This is a genomic window from Butyricimonas sp. BSD2780061689_150309_C8, from assembly GCF_015560935.1.
Lineage (GTDB): Bacteria > Bacteroidota > Bacteroidia > Bacteroidales > Marinifilaceae > Butyricimonas > Butyricimonas paravirosa.
In genome coordinates, this window is sequence record NZ_JADMSV010000024.1 from 60,955 (window position 1) to 78,948 (window position 17,994).

General features: G+C 46.1%; 12 protein-coding genes. 9 read left to right on the top strand and 3 right to left on the bottom strand.

What is annotated here, in order from left to right; translation table 11 throughout:
• Positions 1-15: 15 nt before the first annotated feature.
• From I2I33_RS15985 to I2I33_RS16025, 9 genes are all read left to right on the top strand, one after another.
• Entirely contained in the window at positions 16-2,331 is a 2,316-nt protein-coding gene (locus I2I33_RS15985) for a zinc-ribbon domain-containing protein (RefSeq protein ID WP_087421137.1), read from the top strand.
• A gap of 32 nt (positions 2,332-2,363) precedes the next feature.
• Positions 2,364-2,705: a hypothetical protein gene (locus I2I33_RS15990; protein WP_087421136.1), complete on the top strand. Its 342-nt coding sequence runs from the start codon at positions 2,364-2,366 to the stop codon at positions 2,703-2,705.
• A 12-nt stretch (positions 2,706-2,717) separates the two neighbouring features.
• Positions 2,718-3,911: a zinc ribbon domain-containing protein gene (locus tag I2I33_RS15995; RefSeq protein WP_087421135.1), complete on the top strand. Its 1,194-nt coding sequence runs from the start codon at positions 2,718-2,720 to the stop codon at positions 3,909-3,911.
• A 39-nt stretch (positions 3,912-3,950) separates the two neighbouring features.
• Positions 3,951-4,865, top strand: a complete 915-nt coding sequence (locus tag I2I33_RS16000) for a hypothetical protein (RefSeq protein WP_087421134.1) — start codon at positions 3,951-3,953, stop codon at positions 4,863-4,865.
• A 10-nt stretch (positions 4,866-4,875) separates the two neighbouring features.
• Positions 4,876-6,123, top strand: coding sequence for a DUF6175 family protein (locus tag I2I33_RS16005; protein ID WP_087421133.1), 1,248 nt, complete (start codon positions 4,876-4,878; stop codon positions 6,121-6,123).
• A 28-nt stretch (positions 6,124-6,151) separates the two neighbouring features.
• Positions 6,152-7,483 carry an LPP20 family lipoprotein gene (locus I2I33_RS16010; protein WP_087421132.1) on the top strand — a complete coding sequence of 444 codons (1,332 nt, stop codon included), beginning with the start codon at positions 6,152-6,154 and terminating at the stop codon, positions 7,481-7,483.
• Between the two features lie 11 nt (positions 7,484-7,494).
• Entirely contained in the window at positions 7,495-8,052 is a 558-nt protein-coding gene (locus tag I2I33_RS16015) for a hypothetical protein (protein ID WP_087421131.1), read from the top strand.
• Positions 8,053-8,425: 373 nt separating this feature from the next.
• Complete coding sequence (locus tag I2I33_RS16020) at positions 8,426-9,352, top strand: lytic transglycosylase domain-containing protein (RefSeq protein ID WP_087421130.1); 927 nt, start codon at positions 8,426-8,428, stop codon at positions 9,350-9,352.
• 61 nt (positions 9,353-9,413) lie between these two features.
• Positions 9,414-11,081 (top strand): nucleoside kinase, encoded by a 1,668-nt coding sequence (locus I2I33_RS16025; protein WP_087421129.1) that lies wholly within the window; start codon positions 9,414-9,416, stop codon positions 11,079-11,081.
• Positions 11,082-11,158: 77 nt separating this feature from the next.
• On the opposite strand, the gene I2I33_RS16030 is transcribed toward I2I33_RS16025, so the two are convergent.
• From I2I33_RS16030 to I2I33_RS16040, 3 genes are all read right to left on the bottom strand, one after another.
• Entirely contained in the window at positions 11,159-12,568 is a 1,410-nt protein-coding gene (locus I2I33_RS16030) for an alkaline phosphatase (RefSeq protein WP_087421128.1), read from the bottom strand.
• 119 nt (positions 12,569-12,687) lie between these two features.
• Positions 12,688-15,348 carry a zinc-dependent metalloprotease gene (locus I2I33_RS16035; RefSeq protein WP_087421314.1) on the bottom strand — a complete coding sequence of 887 codons (2,661 nt, stop codon included), beginning with the start codon at positions 15,346-15,348 and terminating at the stop codon, positions 12,688-12,690.
• A 22-nt stretch (positions 15,349-15,370) separates the two neighbouring features.
• Entirely contained in the window at positions 15,371-17,989 is a 2,619-nt protein-coding gene (locus I2I33_RS16040) for a zinc-dependent metalloprotease (RefSeq protein WP_087421127.1), read from the bottom strand.
• Positions 17,990-17,994 lie beyond the last annotated feature (5 nt).

Below are 17,994 nucleotides of genomic sequence, written 5' to 3' on the forward strand. Positions count from 1 at the left end.
ATAAAACTATACAATATGAATTGCCCTAAATGTAACACAAGTCTTCGTCCGGGAGTAAAATTCTGCACTTCTTGCGGACAAAAAATAGAGGAGTTAACCACATGTACCCAATGCGGAACCCCGTTAAAACCTGGAGCTAAATTTTGTATCAAATGCGGTCAGAAAGTAGCTCTTGCGGAAAAAACATCTACCCCGTCACCGGAAACGACGTCAGACATCAATTCGGTCAAGGGACGTATATACTGGAACATACAACCGGGACAGGTCGCCCGTGTGATTAACGAAACGGAATTCGACTCGTATAACGACATTCAAGGTATTATCATCCCGGAAGGGACAACAGCCTATATCCGTGCCAACGGACGCACGATTGCCTCCATCAGCGGAGGAACGTATAATTTCAAAGGCTCGTCCGGTGATTCTTCCGGTCCCTCGACAGATTCGTTACGCAAGGGATGGTCATTTATTGTCAACCTATTCAAAAACAAGAAAAAAGAAGAGAAAACGACAACGGAGGAACTCTACCTGCAACAACAAAATTTGATTCGGGAAAACGCCCGGAAAGGAGCCGCTTTCTCGGTTGTTATCCTACTGGATAAGTCTTTCCCACTTCTTTTCGGTTCCCGACAAGGCGAACTCGACAATTACAAGGATTTTGTCCCTATGAAGATACAAACCCGGTACCTGGATATGGCACTGGGAGTGAACGCATATTTCAAGATTTCAGACCCGGAGCGCTTCATCGTTCATTACCTGACCGAGCGCCAGATGTTGAACACGACCGTTATCGTGGACGAAATCACGGATACCATCCGGAACGTGTTACAAGATACGTTGTATGACACGGAACTTACATCGAATCGTATACCGCAGGAACTTCATGCTTTACTGAAAGATAAAATCAATGCCGTGGCACCGGAAGCCTTCTTCGGAATATCCATCGTGCGTATTGTTGAGATTTCAGCGACCAGCGAGGATTTAGAGCGTTTTAGAGTGTTGAGCCGCGAGCTTTACCTTTCGGATAAAGAATTGGATTACCTCCGACGTACCAATGATTTCAAGAACCGAATGGCAGACACAGTGAATGAACAACGTCTACACGAAGCCACGACCGACCTCGACCTGGATAAACAACTGGAAACGATTAATCATGACCGGTTGCTACATGAAGACGAAGTGGAAAAATTCAAACATTTCCTGCAAAACGAACGCATCGTACGGGAGGCTCAAAACGATGGAGAGCGGGATGCGGCCCTTCTGGAAATTGTCAAGACAGGATTAATTCGTGAAGATGAAGCCCGTGCTCTCCACAATCAACTGGAAACAAACGATTACCAACGAGGGATGATGTTCCAGATGATGCAACTCCGTGACGGTATCGAGTTCGAGCGCACCCGTATGGAAGGCGAAGCTGAAAAAGCGACTCTAATTATCAAAAAAGAACTTGAGCTACAAGGTCTTCAAGACGATTACGAGGACAGCCGTTTCTATAAAGAAGTTGACAAACAACGCGTGGTGGCCGAAACGAACCTCGATCTGGATCAACGCCAGCGAGACATGGACTACAATGATGCCAAACGGATGCATGATATGGACCGGGAAGATGACGACAACCAGTTCCAACAATTTATGGCCATGCAAAACGCGGAGGAACAAGCAAAAGAAAATCAACGCAAGCATGAGGCGGAAGTAGAACAAAACCGCTTAAAGACAGCCGAAGAAATGGAACGTCTTAAATGGGAAAATGCCAAAGAACTTTCCGATGAAAAAGTGTGGGCATTAAACGGTGGAGATGCTGCCGTGGCTTATGCTGAAAATAAATACAGCTCGGAGGCCGAGCGTGAGGCAAGTGAACGACTAGAAGCTCAACGCCGGGAAATGGACGCTCGCTTGGAAGCCGAACGGGCCTCTCGTGACACGGATCACCGGGAGAATCAAGCCCAAATGTTCCAGATGATGCGGGACATGATGACTATGACCGGAGGAATTCAAGCACAGAAGGTGGAAGACAAGGAACGTCGGGCTCAAGAAGAAATGGCCGAAAAAGAACGCCAGCTACGTGAACGGGACGAGCGTATACTCCGTCAGGAAGGACGAATGGACACGGCTTATGACCGGGCGTTGGATTACACGACTCACAATAATATGCCACCGCAGACACCTCAACAGGTAGCTCCGGCACAACCCGAACAACAAGCCCCACGGCCACAACAGGCACAAACACCACAAGCCCCCGCGGCAAAAACAGTCACGTCGACCCTCTGTCCGGATTGTGGAGCCTCGCTGGAGCCCGGAATGAAATTCTGCGCTGATTGTGGAGCCAGTATATAGTAAAATGATTTTTCAATTCAACACATAAAGATATGACAACCATTCACGGAATCCTGGAATGCCCCCTACTGGACCACGGGTCGAAATCCGAAGGTCGGAGGGCAATCCTCACGGATGATGACGGTAAAAAATACAAGCTTTACCGGACCGGGATTTTACCATCCGGAGACCCGTTTTTTATCCCTTATGACGGGATGCATATCGGGGTTACCGGAAACGTAGAGGAAGAAACCGGAAACTTTCTGGTCACCTCCCTTTTACTGGAGGACGGCACAGAAGTCTTTCCGCAAACACCGGAAATCCCCGCAGGTGAGCCCATTGAACTTCCTCCACCGCGTAAACCAAAGAAATTAATAAAAAAGAAAAATAAATAAACATACAAGATCATGAGTAAAGAGAGATTTTGTCCGGAATGTGGTCAGCCCGCAGATGCAGACGAACGTTTTTGCCGGGATTGCGGGGCTGAAGTCCCGTTTGAGTCAAACGACGACACGACCACCGCAGAAGAGATGTTGAATAAAGTGAAGCCTTCAGGAACGACAGAACCGATTATAGGGGCGGGAGCACGTGCTAATGTTTCCGGGGGAATTAATCAATCCTCCACAACCCATGCCAACATCAATACGTCAAGTGTCGATAACTCTTCCACGGTTCACCATAACACGACCATTGTCATGGAAAAGGATGAAGCCGAATACTGTGAAGTATGTGGAAATCCTTTTGACGACAGACACGCCCGATGTCCCAAATGCGGGAAAGAGATTTGCTTTGATTGTAAAGTAAAAGGAAAGAACCGTTGCGTGGAATGTGAAAAGAAATCCATCAACGAATATCGCCTTGCTTTCCAACAACTACTCCTGACGACCAATAGCAATATCGGTATTGCCGGACGCCAGATGATGGATCAAAAAGCCAGGGAACTGGACGTGGAGGATACGAAAGCCGACATTGAAAAAGAGATGACGGAATTATATAAACCCGCGAATAAAGCCACTCAACCGGCGGTGGTTTCCGCCTCGTCTTCTGACCGACCTATTCAATCACAGGAAGCTAGCCAGAAAGGTGTAGGAGCTTTAACCGGATCACACCAACGTCCCATTCCCAAGTCGGGTTCAAGTAAAAGTAAATGGATTCCTTTGAGTGTCATTCTACTCGCCGTTGTAGTCGGCTACATTTTCATGTCTAAAAAGGACGAACCGGTTAAGAATGCACCCGTGACTCCCCCGACAGAACAAAAACAAACGGGAACAAAGCAAGAGACTCCCACCGTGCAGTCTCAAACCACTCCCCCGGTAACCGCTTCCGAGAAAAAAGAAGTGCAGACGGAGAAAGTGCCATCGCAACCCGTTGCGGAAAAGAAGGATGCCGATTATGACGCCGGAATGACCGCTTTCGACAATGGGAAAGGACTGGATGCTGTCCGCCTCTTCAAAAAATCCGGTAGCGCAAAATCATACTACATGCTGGGACTGATCTATGAAAACGGCTGTGGTACGGTGGGAAGCAACGGAATGATGGCCCGGAAGAATTTCAAGAAGGCTGCAGACATGGGACATAAGGATGCTAAAGCAAAATTATAAAACAATATACTATTAACCTTTAATTTAAATTTTACTACTATGTTAAAGAAAATTATTACCTGCGTGGTGTTACTTTGTGTAGCGATGATCGTGGTGAAAGCACAAGAAGCAAAGAAACCGAGAATGTACGTTGAACACTTCACGGAAGCAAACGGTGTTAGTGAAAGCGATAGTGACAAAATTCGTCACGCAGTCATGGCTGCCCTCAATAAGACAAAACGTTTTGAATTGGTGGATCAGGACGCAGAACATTCCATGAAAAAAGAAGGAGAGCGTCGCTCGGATGAAAAAGCGTTGAGTGATGAAAAAGCACGCACGCAAACCATCACTGCCGCTGCCCATGATTATATTTTAAATGGAAACGTGTTGGCTTGTTCTGTGAAATCCGAACAAAAAGATGGAAAAACGATGTATTCCTGTGTTCTGAATTATTCTATAACCGTGACAGAAGTAGTTTCCTCAACTACCGTCGCAACAGCCACGTTTGACCATTCCCCCTCCGGACTTGGAGGTACAGTAGGTAAATTTTTGGATTTATCAGACTCAAAAGATAAAGCGATCGCCAGTGCAGTCAACATGATCAACAGTGACATAGGAGATTTCCTGATCAAAGAATTTCCATTGGAAAGCACAATCGTACCCATGGATTATGAAGTAAAGAAAGATAAACTCGTGAAATGTTATATCAACTTAGGCTCGGATCACGGGGTGAAAAAAGGAGACTATTTCTCTGTTTTAGCTCCCAGCATGAGAGCCGGTCGCACGACATACAGCGAGATCGGTAAAATGAAAGTGGAAGAAGTGGTAGACGGAACCATGTCTCAGTGCAAGATTGTTCAAGGAGATAAAAAAATATTCACCGCCATGGAGGCTTTCCAAGCTCTTGACGAAGCTGCACAAAACCAACAAGCCCTAAAAGTGAAAGCAACCGTAGCACCATTATTCTCACTGTAATCGTTTATTTATGAAGAAAGTAATAACCATACTTGGCATACTGTTATTCCTCTGTACAACTTCAGCGAAAGCGCAGGAGTACCTTCAGATTGTTTCCTTGGAAACTGACAAAGGTGCAACCGCCGTTTTTACCTCGGCAGGGATCGCTGATAGCAAAAAAGGGGTTGAAACAGACGCTATCAAATCACTTATCTACACCCTGTTCTTTCAGGGAGTAGAAGGTGTTAATGACGGCAAACCTTTGGTCAGCAAGCCTAACGAGGCTTATACCAATACCTTTTTTAATAATCAGGCCCGCTACACACCTTACGTGGTCAGTGTAGAAGAATCCGGCAAATCAACAAAGGTTGGCGGACGTTTCCAAGGAACAATGCGGATCACCTTGCGTCTTCGTCAGTTGATTAATGATGTACGGAAAAATACACATTATGATGCAATGTTGGCAGAAACACCCAAAACTCGCTTTCCCAAACCAACCATTATCGTGGTACCTTACAAGAAAAAAGGGGAGAGTTTCGAATCAAAGTTGGAAAATGACAGCGATTACCGCATCGCCGTGGGAGCCGTACAGAAAGGGCTCGAATCTTGTGACATCAAAACCATTGATTTGCAAGGACGGATTGACGCCATGAATCGCCGGAGCCAATATGAAGATAATGCCGGAGCAGCGGAATCGAATGACAAGCAACTTTTAATGTCTTCCGGGGCTGACGTTTATGTCACGGTGGATTTAATGAAAGATTACACGGCACAAGGTGCCCGCGTAGCATTAGTCATGAAAGCCTATGAGACCGCAAGCGGAACGATCTGGGCATCGGAGGACGGCTGGACCAATCGTTTCCAGACGACACAAACCGAGGTGTTATGTTCCTATGCCGTGAAAGATAATCTTTCCCCTTTCTTGGAGCAAATCATTAAAAATTTCTCCCAGCCTGCCCGTGTTGTTTTGCAAATCTCCATTAGTGGAAACTCGACGGGTTCCTTGCAAGATGCTTGCTGTGCCAACGGGGAGAGAATTGTAGATTTCATTCAGAATTGGTTGGACCGTAACGCACACGAAGGAGACTATCATATACAAGGTATCATGGATGAATCGGCTATATTTGATTACGTGATGATCCCGAGGGAAGACAAAAACGGCTTCAAAATGACCTCCTCGAAGTTCGCAAAAGACCTGAACGATCAGCTCAAGGCACAAGACGTTTCAGGAACCGTTCGCATTGACGGGAATACGATTTTGTTGATGCTGGACCTGTAACAAGTGATAACAATAAAAAAATAAAACTATGCGAAAGGTTATTTTAGGCCTGTTACTCTCGATATGCTGTGTTTTCCATGCGGAAGCACAAGCGCCCGAATGGGTAACCCAACGCCCGACCTCGTCTGACGCTTACATCGGTATTGGAGTTGCATCGTTATCGGACAACGACTACATAAAGAAAGCAACCCAAAGCGCCTTGTCGGACATCGTTTCACAGATCGCTGTAAAACTTGAAAACAATTCTTTTTTACACCGGGTGGACGTGGATGGCAAGACACGCGAAATGTTGGAAGACAAAATACAAAGCTCAATGGCAGCTTGGCTGGAAGGGCAAGAACTGAAAGGCAGCTACCAGTCAGATCAAAAATATTACGTGTACTACGCTTTAGACAAAAAAGTATATGCCCGTAAGGCCGAAGAACGTCGGCAACAGGCCATAAGGACGGGGATGGATTACCTGCAAAAAGGGCGTAGCGAGGAGAATGCCATGAATCTTTCGCAAGCTGCCCAACTTTATGGTAAAGGATTGGAAGCCGTGGAACCGTGGGCCTTCATGGATTTAACGACAAATGCCGTGAATGTTCCCATTGAACTCTACAATGCCTACGTGAATGTGTTCAACGGTATGACGATCACAACGAATGTCGTGCTGGTAGAAGGTGAGGCTTTTAAAGCAATTGCAGAACCTATTGCCGGATGTCTGTCTAAAAATGGTACTGTCGTTCCGAATGTAAAGCTGAATGCCTCGTTCGTGTCGGGTAATGGTTCCGTGTCTCCCGCCATTCAAACGGACTACACGGGTACTGCGGAATTCTACGTGACAAATATCGCCTCGAAGGAAGAGGTGCAGGAATTACGCATCACCATTGATGACTCGTTCATGAACAGCCTGCCAAAGGCATATCGCCAACTGTTACAAAATCAAACCTGGCCTTCGGCAAAAGTCACGATTTCATTGAAAAGTTCACCGATTACCGCCTATTTATACATAAATGAAGATAACGATTTGGAAGGTATCGAACGACAGATCGGTAGTCTACTGACCAATAATTATTTCACACTATCGGAAGACCCGGATGCTGCCACGTGTTTCGTGGATTTATCCACCAAACTGGAAATGGGAGAAGTCGTTACCGGGGGAACGTATGACTTGAACACGTGCTATTGCTCGCTGGTTCTCAAGATTTACAATAACAAGACCCAGCAAATGCTTCTGAACTATTCAGTAAACCAAGTTAAAGTATTAATACCCGTAAATAAATCGGCAACAGCATCACTCTCGACGTGTATTCGGGAAATGATGAAACGAGTGAACCGGGAATTGCCGGCCCAGATTAAAAAATTAAAAATCAATTAAAAGGTAATATTATGAAACACTATGTCTTATGGGGATTGATTGTAGCTGCATTCTTTTTATTAAGTAGTTGCGGTTCATCAAAGAAAATCCAAGAAAAAAGTCCGATTTCCACTTATATCATGCCGGGTGCAGACCTGATCAGCGGCAATGGTATCCTTCGGGGATGGGGTTCAGGCAGATCCGACAGCGAAGCCTCTGCCCGGAAAAAAGCCCAAATGGCCGCTTCTGCAGAATTAGCCGCTATTCTAGCTAAAACGGTGGAATCTACTACCGAAGAGTATTCGACGATCCTGTCAGAAGGTATGTCTTCCGAATCCAAGTCTTTACTTACGGATAAAACGAAAATAACCGTGAATCAAACCTTAGCGGGAGCCACGATTGTATTCGACCGCTGGGACAAAGACGAGAAAACCGGACAATTTATTAATTATATCGTTCTGGAACTCAAAGGAGACGATTACTTGAAAAATTTGTATAAGGAGCTTGAAAAGAATGATGCGGCTACCGTAGATCGGGATTTACTGCAACGCCTTTTCCTGAAACACATTGACGAAAATTCAAAGAAGTAATTAATAAATGAGGATGTGTCAAAAGTCATTTTTCAAACTCCCTCCCGGCTTCGCCGTACTCCCTCTATAAACAGAGGGAGAGTTGAAATACTCCCTGTCTTCGGGAAGAGTCACCAGCTCCTCCTCTGTTTATAGAGGAGGTGGCACGAAGTGACGGAGGAGTTTTGGAGGATAAAATACCTTTTGACACAGCCTCTTTATTTTAACATAGCACCTCTCATCCTCAAACATATACCCCCAAAATCCCCTCCCACAACCATCCCCCTCCCGCCTAAAAAGTACAATTCTTAGCGATTCTACACACACTTTTTTCTCCATTTTACCGTAAAAATCAAGAAAAAGATGTATTTTCGAAAAAATAAAATCATTGGTTGTGAAAAGGAACATTTTACTTGCATTTCTGACAATTCTTGTCTTATTAAATAGTGCGGCGATCGGATATTACGTTTATCATGATCAGAAGGAACATGAAGAGAACGAGGAACCACCATTCCACCTCATGAAATCATCAGACGTGGACTTCCCGACAACATTCAGCCTGGCCGGGGAAGAGGTCCCACTGGAAAGAATCGACGTGGCAGAGGCATTCAAAAAAGAGTTAATCGTGAACACCTACTTACATTCACACACGATCCAAGTTTTGAAAAATGCCCCCCGCTATTTTCATATCATCGAACCCATCCTAAAAGCGGAAGGAGTTCCGAATGATTTCAAGTACTTGGCCGTCATCGAGAGTAGTTTGAACCCACTGGCCGTATCTTACGCCGGAGCCGCAGGAATATGGCAGCTCATGAATGCGACGGCTAAAGAACTAGGGTTAGAGGTGACGAATGACGTGGACGAACGCTATCACGTGGAAAAAGCTACACGTGCCGCTTGTACCTACTTGAAAAAAGCCTACCAGAAATTCGGTTCCTGGACACTGGCCGCCGCCTCTTATAACGGAGGTATGAATATGCTCTCCAGACAAATGGACCGACAAAAGGAAAAAAACTTTTACGACCTCCTGCTAGGTGAGGAAACCGGGAGATACGTGTACCGCATGTTGGCTTTAAAGCAAATCATGGAAGAACCTCACCTGTACGATTTTTACGTGGATCACTTGTATCCCGTGGAGCCGACCACGCAGGTCAAAGTAACCAAAAATATAAAGGATCTGGCGGATTTCGCACAAGAACACGGAATATCCTATAAAACGTTGAAACGCTTTAATCCCTGGTTACGGCAGACCTCGTTAAAAGTCGGGAAACATAAAACGTATTATATTGCCATTCCCGAAAACAAGCAGGCATACAAGTAAAAATATTCGGCACGCTATTTGTACCACCCTGCCTATATTGGATGTAAAAAAACCTCCCAACATGGAAAAGAATAAAATAACCGTCTTTTGTGAAAACAATGGACAAGAATACCAGATACCCACGGGATCTAGTTTAAAAGAATTCAAGAAAATCGTGTTCCCTATGAATCATCAGAACATTCTGGGGGCATTAGTTAATAACGAGGTGCAGGACCTACATTACGAGATATATAACCCCAAATACGTGAATTTCGTCGATGTCACCACGTTGGATGGATATAGCGTGTACTTACGCTCTCTTATTTTCGTACTTTACAAGGCGATACATAATCTCTACCCGAAAAAAACGCTTGTCGTGGAATATCACCTTTCTAACGGAATATTCTGCCGTCTGGCAAACAAGGAATTCGTTCTCACCGGGGACAGGATCACCGAGATAAAAAAAGAAATGCAACGCATCATCGACCACGATTACGAGATCATGCGTACGGAAACTCCCACGGAGGAAGCCATCAAACGTTTCAACCGACAAGGACTAAAAGACAAAGAACTATTACTTTCCACACGAGGAAAGATGTTTACCTCTGTCTATTCCATTGACGGTACGTGCGACTATTTCTACGGAACACTGGCACCTTCTACCGGTTGCCTGAAAGTATTCGACTTGATGGATTACAAGGATGGAATGTTATTAATGCCACCCGAACGCACGAACCCGACACAAATAGTCCCGTTCGTACCCCAAGAAAAGCTGTTCAGCACGTTCAGCGAGTTCAAACGCTGGGGAAAGATCTCCGAGGTTATGCAAATTGGGCATTTAAACCAAGCCATCGAACATAAACACGCCGGGGATATGATTAAGGTAAGCGAGGCCCTGCACGAGAAAAAGATTTCCCAGATCGCTGACCAAATCAAGAAACAGAAAAAGGTAAAAGTCGTGCTTATCGCCGGTCCTTCCTCTTCGGGCAAGACCACGTTCGGAAAGCGATTAGCCATCCAACTATTAGTGAACGGCATCAAACCCGTCAATTTATCTCTGGATAATTATTTCGTGAACCGGGAAGATACTCCCCGGGATGAAAAAGGAGAATACGATTTCGAGACGATCGACGCCTTGGACATCAACACCTTCAACGATAACATCATGAGTTTATTGAGAGGTGAAGAAGTGGAAATACCCAAATTCTCGTTCGAAACAGGTCAACGTTTCTACGACGGAGAGAAATTAAAGATGAGCAGTAATAACGTGGTTATCGTGGAAGGTATTCACGGGCTGAACCCCAAATTAACCGAATATCTGCCTCATGAAAGCCTGTTCAAAATATTTATTTCGGCTCTTACGGTGATCTCTATCGATAATCACAACATTATCAACCCATCGGATAACCGTTTGATCCGCCGTATGGTTCGGGATCACAAATACCGGGGATATTCGGCTCTCGACACCTTAAAAAGATGGGAAAGCGTACTTTCCGGTGAACAGAAACACATCACCCCCTATCAGGAAGAGGCCGATGTCATGTTTAACTCGGCACTCGTATACGAACTGGGAGCCTTGAAGCAACAAGCCGTTCCATTATTGGAAGAAGTGCTGGTAAAATACCCGGAACACTCCAAGGCGAAACGCCTGTTGAAGTTCTTCTCGTACGTCCAAGCCGTACCTACCCGTGAAATACCACCGACTTCCATTCTCCGAGAATTCCTGGGCGGAAGTTCGTTTAAATATTAATCTTAATAATATCAACAACAATCAACGCTGGACAATATTTATTCTCCAGTGTTGATTATTGTTAAATTACAGCAATATTAATATCCTGCCACCTTCTCGATGATTCCAATAATTTCCGTGTTATCGGATATTCCACTGAACTTTTCTGCACCGACTCCGATTGCATAGACAGGAACTGCTCCGGCAGAGTGACCGCCACTAGCCCACCGGATCATAGCCTTACGATTGAGAATTTCCACTGCCAATGCGGCAAGGGGATCGACTAACGTATGTTCGTTTCGTACAAGTTGGCTACTATTGGAGCGGATCATCTTTACACCTTCCGATTCCAGAAGTTGTTCCTCTTCCGGGGATAACTTAACCGCCGCACCAAAGCCACATTCCTGCTTGAATAATTCCTGCAAATTAGGGTAAGTTAGATTCTTCCCTTTACTCTTTTTCAATTGCTTCAATTTTTGAGTCAAACCGATAATGGAGCTTTTCTGATTTGCCAGTAGTTTCAGGCTTAACTCGTAAGGACCGTTACCCAATGCCAACCCTCCGGTTTCATGGTCGGCGGTCACGATAATCAATGTTTCATCCGGATGAGCCTTGTAAAAATCAAGGGCGACCTGAATAGCTTCTGAAAAATCAACAACTTCCCGAAAAGCAGCCGCACCGTCATTTGCGTGGCAAAGCCAGTCAATAATGCCACCTTCCACCATCAGAAAGAAGCCATCCTCGTTCCGTGCCGACAAGAATTGAATCGCTTTTCTGGTAATGTCCGCAAGAGTCAAATCCCCCTCTTTCCGGTCTATTGCCGCAGGCAGACTCGACGGATTGACACAATCCTCCGGTTGCACGTAAACCACTTTCCCCGCCCCGGTAGACAAAGCCTGAAAGTCCTGTCGATGATCGATAATCACATATCCGGAATCACGCAACAGGGAATAGAGATCTATCTCCGAAGAATCATGAGGAGAAAAGACTTGTTTCCATCCCGCTCCCCCGTAAAAATCGAACCCGGCTTTAGCGGCATCCGTTCCGATCTCGTAATACATCTGTCGATCCGGTTGATGAGCGTAAAAAACAGCGGGTGTTGCATGATTAATGGCAACACTCGTGGTGACACCCACCGCCTTCCCGGCTTGCTTCGCTCTCCAGGCAATGCTGTACAAAAAACTACTATCCTGCCTCATCCCGATACGCCCGTTTTGTGTTTTCGTTCCGGTAGCCAATGCAGTTCCGGCAGCAGCCGAACAAGTCACGGCATTTGTACCGGAATAGGTTGTCACGTAATTACGAACCGGAAAAGAAGTAAACGAAAGTGATTTCGTCCCGATACGCCCTTCCAATTCTGCCAAATACATCTCTGTCCCGATCACTTGATTAACCCCCATCCCATCACCAATAAAATAAAACACGTATTTCGCCTTAACTTGCTCTGTTTTACCCGCACAACTGAATAAAACAATAGACCAAACGACACTCAGAATGATAAATCTCATATTAACAAGGAAAGTTAAAAGTTAAAAACTAAAAGATAAAAGTTTTTCCCGAAGCCGAAGAGTATTCCAACTCTCCGTCTTTGGAAATAAACTTTATGAACCTTATAAACTTTATAAACTCATTTTTTTCCCAATATTTGTTGCACCGCAAACAGCATTGCTTCATAATGCGGTTTATCAGTCGCATTTGCCGAAGCTACACGACGTTGCAACAAGGAAGCAATTTTAGTCGCCGTTTCATAATAGTAGATAGCGGATTCATCAATAGCAGTCGAGCGAACCCAGTTCTGCCACCCGTAGCCATACCCGAAACTAGTTTGTTTCATCAACTCAACCAGATAAGCCTTTCCCTCCCGTTGTTCAACCTCTTTCAGATCCCGGGCATACTTGTCGATCATGCCGCTTTCGTCCAACCCGTACAGGCAAATTTCCTCAATCGTGGGAGCGTAAGCAACCTCTGCCGAGATATTAGCAGCACTCACCACCCCGAGTTTATTTCCCCCGATAGAAGCCACGGAACGGGACATCATATCCAACAATGCTTTTTGCATGATCTTATCGCCATGAGTAAGCTTCCGGTTACGGATAGCCGCATCCCATGCTCCGGTATAGAAATCATCAAAAAATTCACGCAAGGTATAAGGATTTTTCTCTGCCAGATAAGACGATAGCGTCACGTTCATGTATATCTTCGTCAGGATTCCGGCAACAGAAGCATTCAGCTCGGAAGAAGCCTTCGTGTTCAATTTGAATTTCGAGCAAACCTCACGATTATCCAACCAATCATTATCCTGTAATTGTTTCATCACCCATTTCATAGCTGCCTTCTGTTTCTCGCGAGGCACGGAACGGAAGCGTTTATCCGCACTGCCATCCTTGGCTTCCGTCAAATAAATTCCCCCGATACAATACACCACGTTCTGCAAATAGCGACCGTACTGCTTTACAATCTGGTTGTAAAGTTCCTGCCGATGTTCAGCCGACTCGTCATCCTGTATCCAATTATTCAGGTTCTTGAGAATATATTTCAAGTTCTTGATCCCATAGTCTCCCGCTTTGATCGGGTCGTCTCCCAAATCTTCTTCCAAGGCACTCGGGTCATACCGACTGGACATTTGTTGCTTCCCGTAGCGATACAAAGGATCACCGGCTTTCTCATCCACCCAGGATTCCAGAATCTTAGCCTCATCGAAAATAGTCCCGGCATCCGGCACGGGTGTGTATAGCCAACGAATGGCATACTCGTCATATCTTCCCAAATCGGGAGGAGTCAACTTCACCCCTTTATCACCCGGTTGAGCCACGTAATTGAAACGTGCGTAATCCATGATCGAAGGAGTCGTTCCATATTTTTGTGTAAACGAGGCAGAACGTAACGAATCCACCGGATAGGCAGCAGAAGCGGCCATATTATGCATCAATCCCAAGCAATGCCCCATCTCGTGAGCCAGCACGTAAGCCATCGTTTCCTCCAACACATCTTTCGGCAACTTCTTGCTTCTCACCCGGGGATCGATTTGTGCCGTCTGCACGAAACGCCAATAGTTCAACATCTTCACGATATCATTGTAAACCAAAATAGAGGCATTCAGAATCTCCCCGGTCATCGGATCCACCCAGGAGGGCCCCATTGCATTCTGCGTGCTGGAAGGCACGTAACGGATACACGAATATTTCAGGTTATCCGGATCAAAGTTCGGATCATTTGTCGGGAAATCCAACACCTGCACCACATTCTTGAAACCGATCTTCTCGAAAGCCTTGTTCCATCTCATCACGCCCGTCCGGATCGGTTGTTTCCATTCCTCCGGGAATAAATTATCCAAATAAAACACGATCGGTTTCACGGGCTCTACCAACTCACCCCGCTTGTAAGCTTCCATGTCTTTAGGTTCCAAACGCCAACGGTGTGCCAGAGAATAACGTTGCAACTGGTCGGCCTCATTCGCTATATATTGCTTGTTCGTCAAGAAAATACCAATACGGGAATCCGAGATACGCGGACGCATTCGGTCTTCCGGTAAAAGTAATAGTGTACGGGTAGCCTTGATCGACACGGGACGGTTCTCGTAAAGAATTGTATTCAGGTACTTGGCACTCACGTTGTACGAAAGGGATGATTTTATAGAAACATTGTCCTCAAACGCTTTAATACCATCTATCGCAGACAAAGATTTATTAATCGAATTCCGGAAAGCCAGCGGGAAAGCCTCATCCACCATGGGAGTAACCGCCGCATCACCACCGGTAAACAAAGCCGTCATCTCGAAAACCACCGCCGTACTATCCGGGTTATAAGCCAACACCTTGTACCCCTCGATGATCGGATTTACAAAATTCTGGTCTATCACCCGCTGCAGGCGATCATTGTTCTTGTCGTAGCTCACGTAAGAATTCACCTTACGCATATGCACCATGCTATCCGCCAACGTGAAGCAGATATGCATCGGATCTTTCACTTTATAACCGTTCGTGGATATCGAGTTATCGCTGGTCTGCGTGGTAGTGGAAGCCAGTAACATATCCCTTCCCATCACGGCAAGCGGCATCTCGAAATACAGTTTCCCGTCCACCTTGTGAAGCGTCATAAAACCACCCTTAGCCATCTCGTGCGATTTTCCCTTGAACAACCTCTCGTATTTACTCAGTTTTTTCACGGGCGGCTTTACCACCGTTTCCTCTTTCTTTGCCGTCTTTTTCTTCCTTTCCGAGGCATCAACCGTCAGAAAACAAGCATTCACCATAAATACAGCAATCAACAATACAATCCAATTTTTCATATTATATCTTATTACATTCATACTACTTTCTTTCCATCAATATTTTTTCCGCCATCAACAGCATTGCCCGGTAGTGGGGACGATCCGCCTCGGGAGCCGTCGACACTTTCTTCTGCAACATATCCCGACACTCCCGCACCATTTTATAAAAATAAATATCCTCGTTATTCAACACTTTACTATTGACTTCTCCTTGCCACCCGTAACCGTGCCCGAAACTCTCCTGTCCGGCATCCTGTCCTGACACTTCCGGCGTACCCGTTCGCTCCGTATCCCACAACCGTTCCATGATCTCTTCCGTCAAAACTCCACCTTCCAAACCATACGTCCAACTCTCGTCGGGGGTAACGGCATAAGCCTCACTTGCCGATTGCAGGCTGAATCGATTTCCCCCGACATTCGACACGGGCATTCTGGATTTATTCAACCACGTCCGTTGCATCAACCGATCGATCCGGGTCGATTCCCGTCCTTCCAACGCGCTCGCCCAAACTTCCCGGTAAACATCCTCCGCAAACTCGTTCATCGTGTAGGGGTCATCTGCAAGATGAGAGGATAACGTGACACAAGCTCCTCGACTGAACAAAGCGTTCAACACGGCAGTCCTCACCCGCCAGGAGGCAGGGATTCCCAAACCGAAGCGATCCACCAGATCCCGGTCGTCCAACCACGATCCTTCCCTCAACTGCCGGAGCAACCAACTCACGGAAGCCTTCTGCCTCTCTCGCGGCACCGGTCTGAACCGATCCCCGGGAGTTCCATCCTTCACCTCGTTCAAATAGATCCCTCCAATATTATACAAAACATTCATCAGGTAGCACTCGTACTGTTTTGTCAGATTCGCGTACAACTGCTTACGATGATCCGCCGTGACATCTTCCTGTATCCAGTTATTTATATTTCCAATGATATATTTCAAATTGGCAATCCCGTAATCCCCGGCTTTCAGGGCATCATCCCCCAAATCCTCTTCCAGTGCCGAGGGATCATAGCGATATTTATCCTGCTGTCTTCCATAGCGATACATGGGATCCCCCGCTTTCTCGTCCACCCAAGCCTCCAGAATTTTCGCTTCATCCTGAATAGAAACCGCATCTGGGAACGGGGTATACATCCATTTGATCACGTACTCGTCATACACGCCCAAATCAGGAGGCGTCAGCTTCACCCCTTTGTCTCCGGGTTGAGCCACGTAATTGAAACGGGCATAATCCATGATCGAAGGAGTCGTTCCATATTTTTGTGTAAAAGTAGCCGAGCGCAACGAATCCACCGGATATGCGCTGGACGCTGCCATATTGTGCATCAATCCCAGGCAATGCCCCATCTCGTGAGCAACCACGTATTCCAGCGACTCATTCATAATATCGTCGGGCATATTCTTTGTCCTCACGGACGGATCGAGTTGTGCCGTCTGAAGGACACGCCAGTTATTCAACGCCCATGTCACATTATTATAAATAAAAATACCGGCATTCAGAATCTCTCCCGTCATCGGGTCGACCCAGGTAATTCCCTCGGCATTCTCATGCGTGTAAGGTACATAACGTACACAAGAGTATTTCAGGTTAGCCGGGTCAAATTCGGGGTCATCCGTCGGGAAGTCTTTCACCTGAATGGCATCTTTAAACCCGATCTTCTCGAAAGCCTGGTTCCATCTCAATATACCTTTTTTAATCGGCTCTTTCCAGTTCTCCGGGAAATCGGGATCCACGTACATCACAATCGGTTTCACGGGCTCGGTCAACACTCCTTGCCGATAAGCTTCCGCATCTTTGGGCTCCAAACGCCAGCGATGCACGTAAGAATAGGGACGAATGTCACTCCCCTCTTCCGGAATATAACGTTTATTCGTAAGGAAAGTACCGACACGGGAGTCCGAGAGCCGGGGACGCATTCTTTCCTCCGGTAACATCATCAACGTCCGGTTTGCCTCCACGGTCACCGACACCTGCCGCAATACGGGAATAATCGAGTACCACACGTTCACCGTGTACAACAACGTGGAATTTATCGAAACGTTATCCTTGAAAGCCTTCACCTCCCCCAAACAGGAATGAGCCGGTTTCATATGCCCTTGTACCTCGTATCGCCCCGTTGTCCGGGATAAAGGGGATAACATCGCCACATCGCTATGCAACAGATTCGTCACGTCGAACACCACTGCGGAACTATCAGGAGTATAAGCAAGCACCTTGTACCCGAACAAAACCGGATCACCATACCCTTGTTTGATCACCTGCTTCATCCGCTCGTTCCCGAGATTCGCCGTCACGGTCGAAGCCACCGAACACAATTGCACGGTACTGTCCTGCAACACGAAACGCACGTGCATCACGTTAGGGGTATACCCGCAAACCGCTGCCATATTATTACTGGTTTTCGCTACTGAAGAAGCCAACAACATCTCCCGCCCGAGCACCTCCAAAGGCATCTCGAAATACAGTTTCCCGTCCACTTTATGCAATGTCATAAAGTCGCTTGAAACCGTGGTACACATCTTACCTTTAAACAGTTGTTCATACTTGCCCGGTCGTTTTTCTTCCTGTTTATTCTTCTTCGCCTTTCTCTCGCCTCCCAGGGAACAGAATCCTGACAACAGCAAAATGAAAACCATATTCGGTATTATCCATTTTCTCATATATC

What these genes read in the sequence shown, in the direction of transcription:
- I2I33_RS15985 (WP_087421137.1), top strand. Translation starts at nt 16, where the DNA reads ATGAATTGCCCTAAATGTAACACAAGTCTTCGTCCGGGAGTAAAATTC.
- I2I33_RS15990 (WP_087421136.1), top strand. Translation starts at nt 2,364, where the DNA reads ATGACAACCATTCACGGAATCCTGGAATGCCCCCTACTGGACCACGGG.
- I2I33_RS15995 (WP_087421135.1), top strand. Translation starts at nt 2,718, where the DNA reads ATGAGTAAAGAGAGATTTTGTCCGGAATGTGGTCAGCCCGCAGATGCA.
- I2I33_RS16000 (WP_087421134.1), top strand. Translation starts at nt 3,951, where the DNA reads ATGTTAAAGAAAATTATTACCTGCGTGGTGTTACTTTGTGTAGCGATG.
- I2I33_RS16005 (WP_087421133.1), top strand. Translation starts at nt 4,876, where the DNA reads ATGAAGAAAGTAATAACCATACTTGGCATACTGTTATTCCTCTGTACA.
- I2I33_RS16010 (WP_087421132.1), top strand. Translation starts at nt 6,152, where the DNA reads ATGCGAAAGGTTATTTTAGGCCTGTTACTCTCGATATGCTGTGTTTTC.
- I2I33_RS16015 (WP_087421131.1), top strand. Translation starts at nt 7,495, where the DNA reads ATGAAACACTATGTCTTATGGGGATTGATTGTAGCTGCATTCTTTTTA.
- I2I33_RS16025 (WP_087421129.1), top strand. Translation starts at nt 9,414, where the DNA reads ATGGAAAAGAATAAAATAACCGTCTTTTGTGAAAACAATGGACAAGAA.
- I2I33_RS16030 (WP_087421128.1), bottom strand. Translation starts at nt 12,568, where the DNA reads ATGAGATTTATCATTCTGAGTGTCGTTTGGTCTATTGTTTTATTCAGT.
- I2I33_RS16035 (WP_087421314.1), bottom strand. Translation starts at nt 15,348, where the DNA reads ATGAAAAATTGGATTGTATTGTTGATTGCTGTATTTATGGTGAATGCT.
- I2I33_RS16040 (WP_087421127.1), bottom strand. Translation starts at nt 17,989, where the DNA reads ATGAGAAAATGGATAATACCGAATATGGTTTTCATTTTGCTGTTGTCA.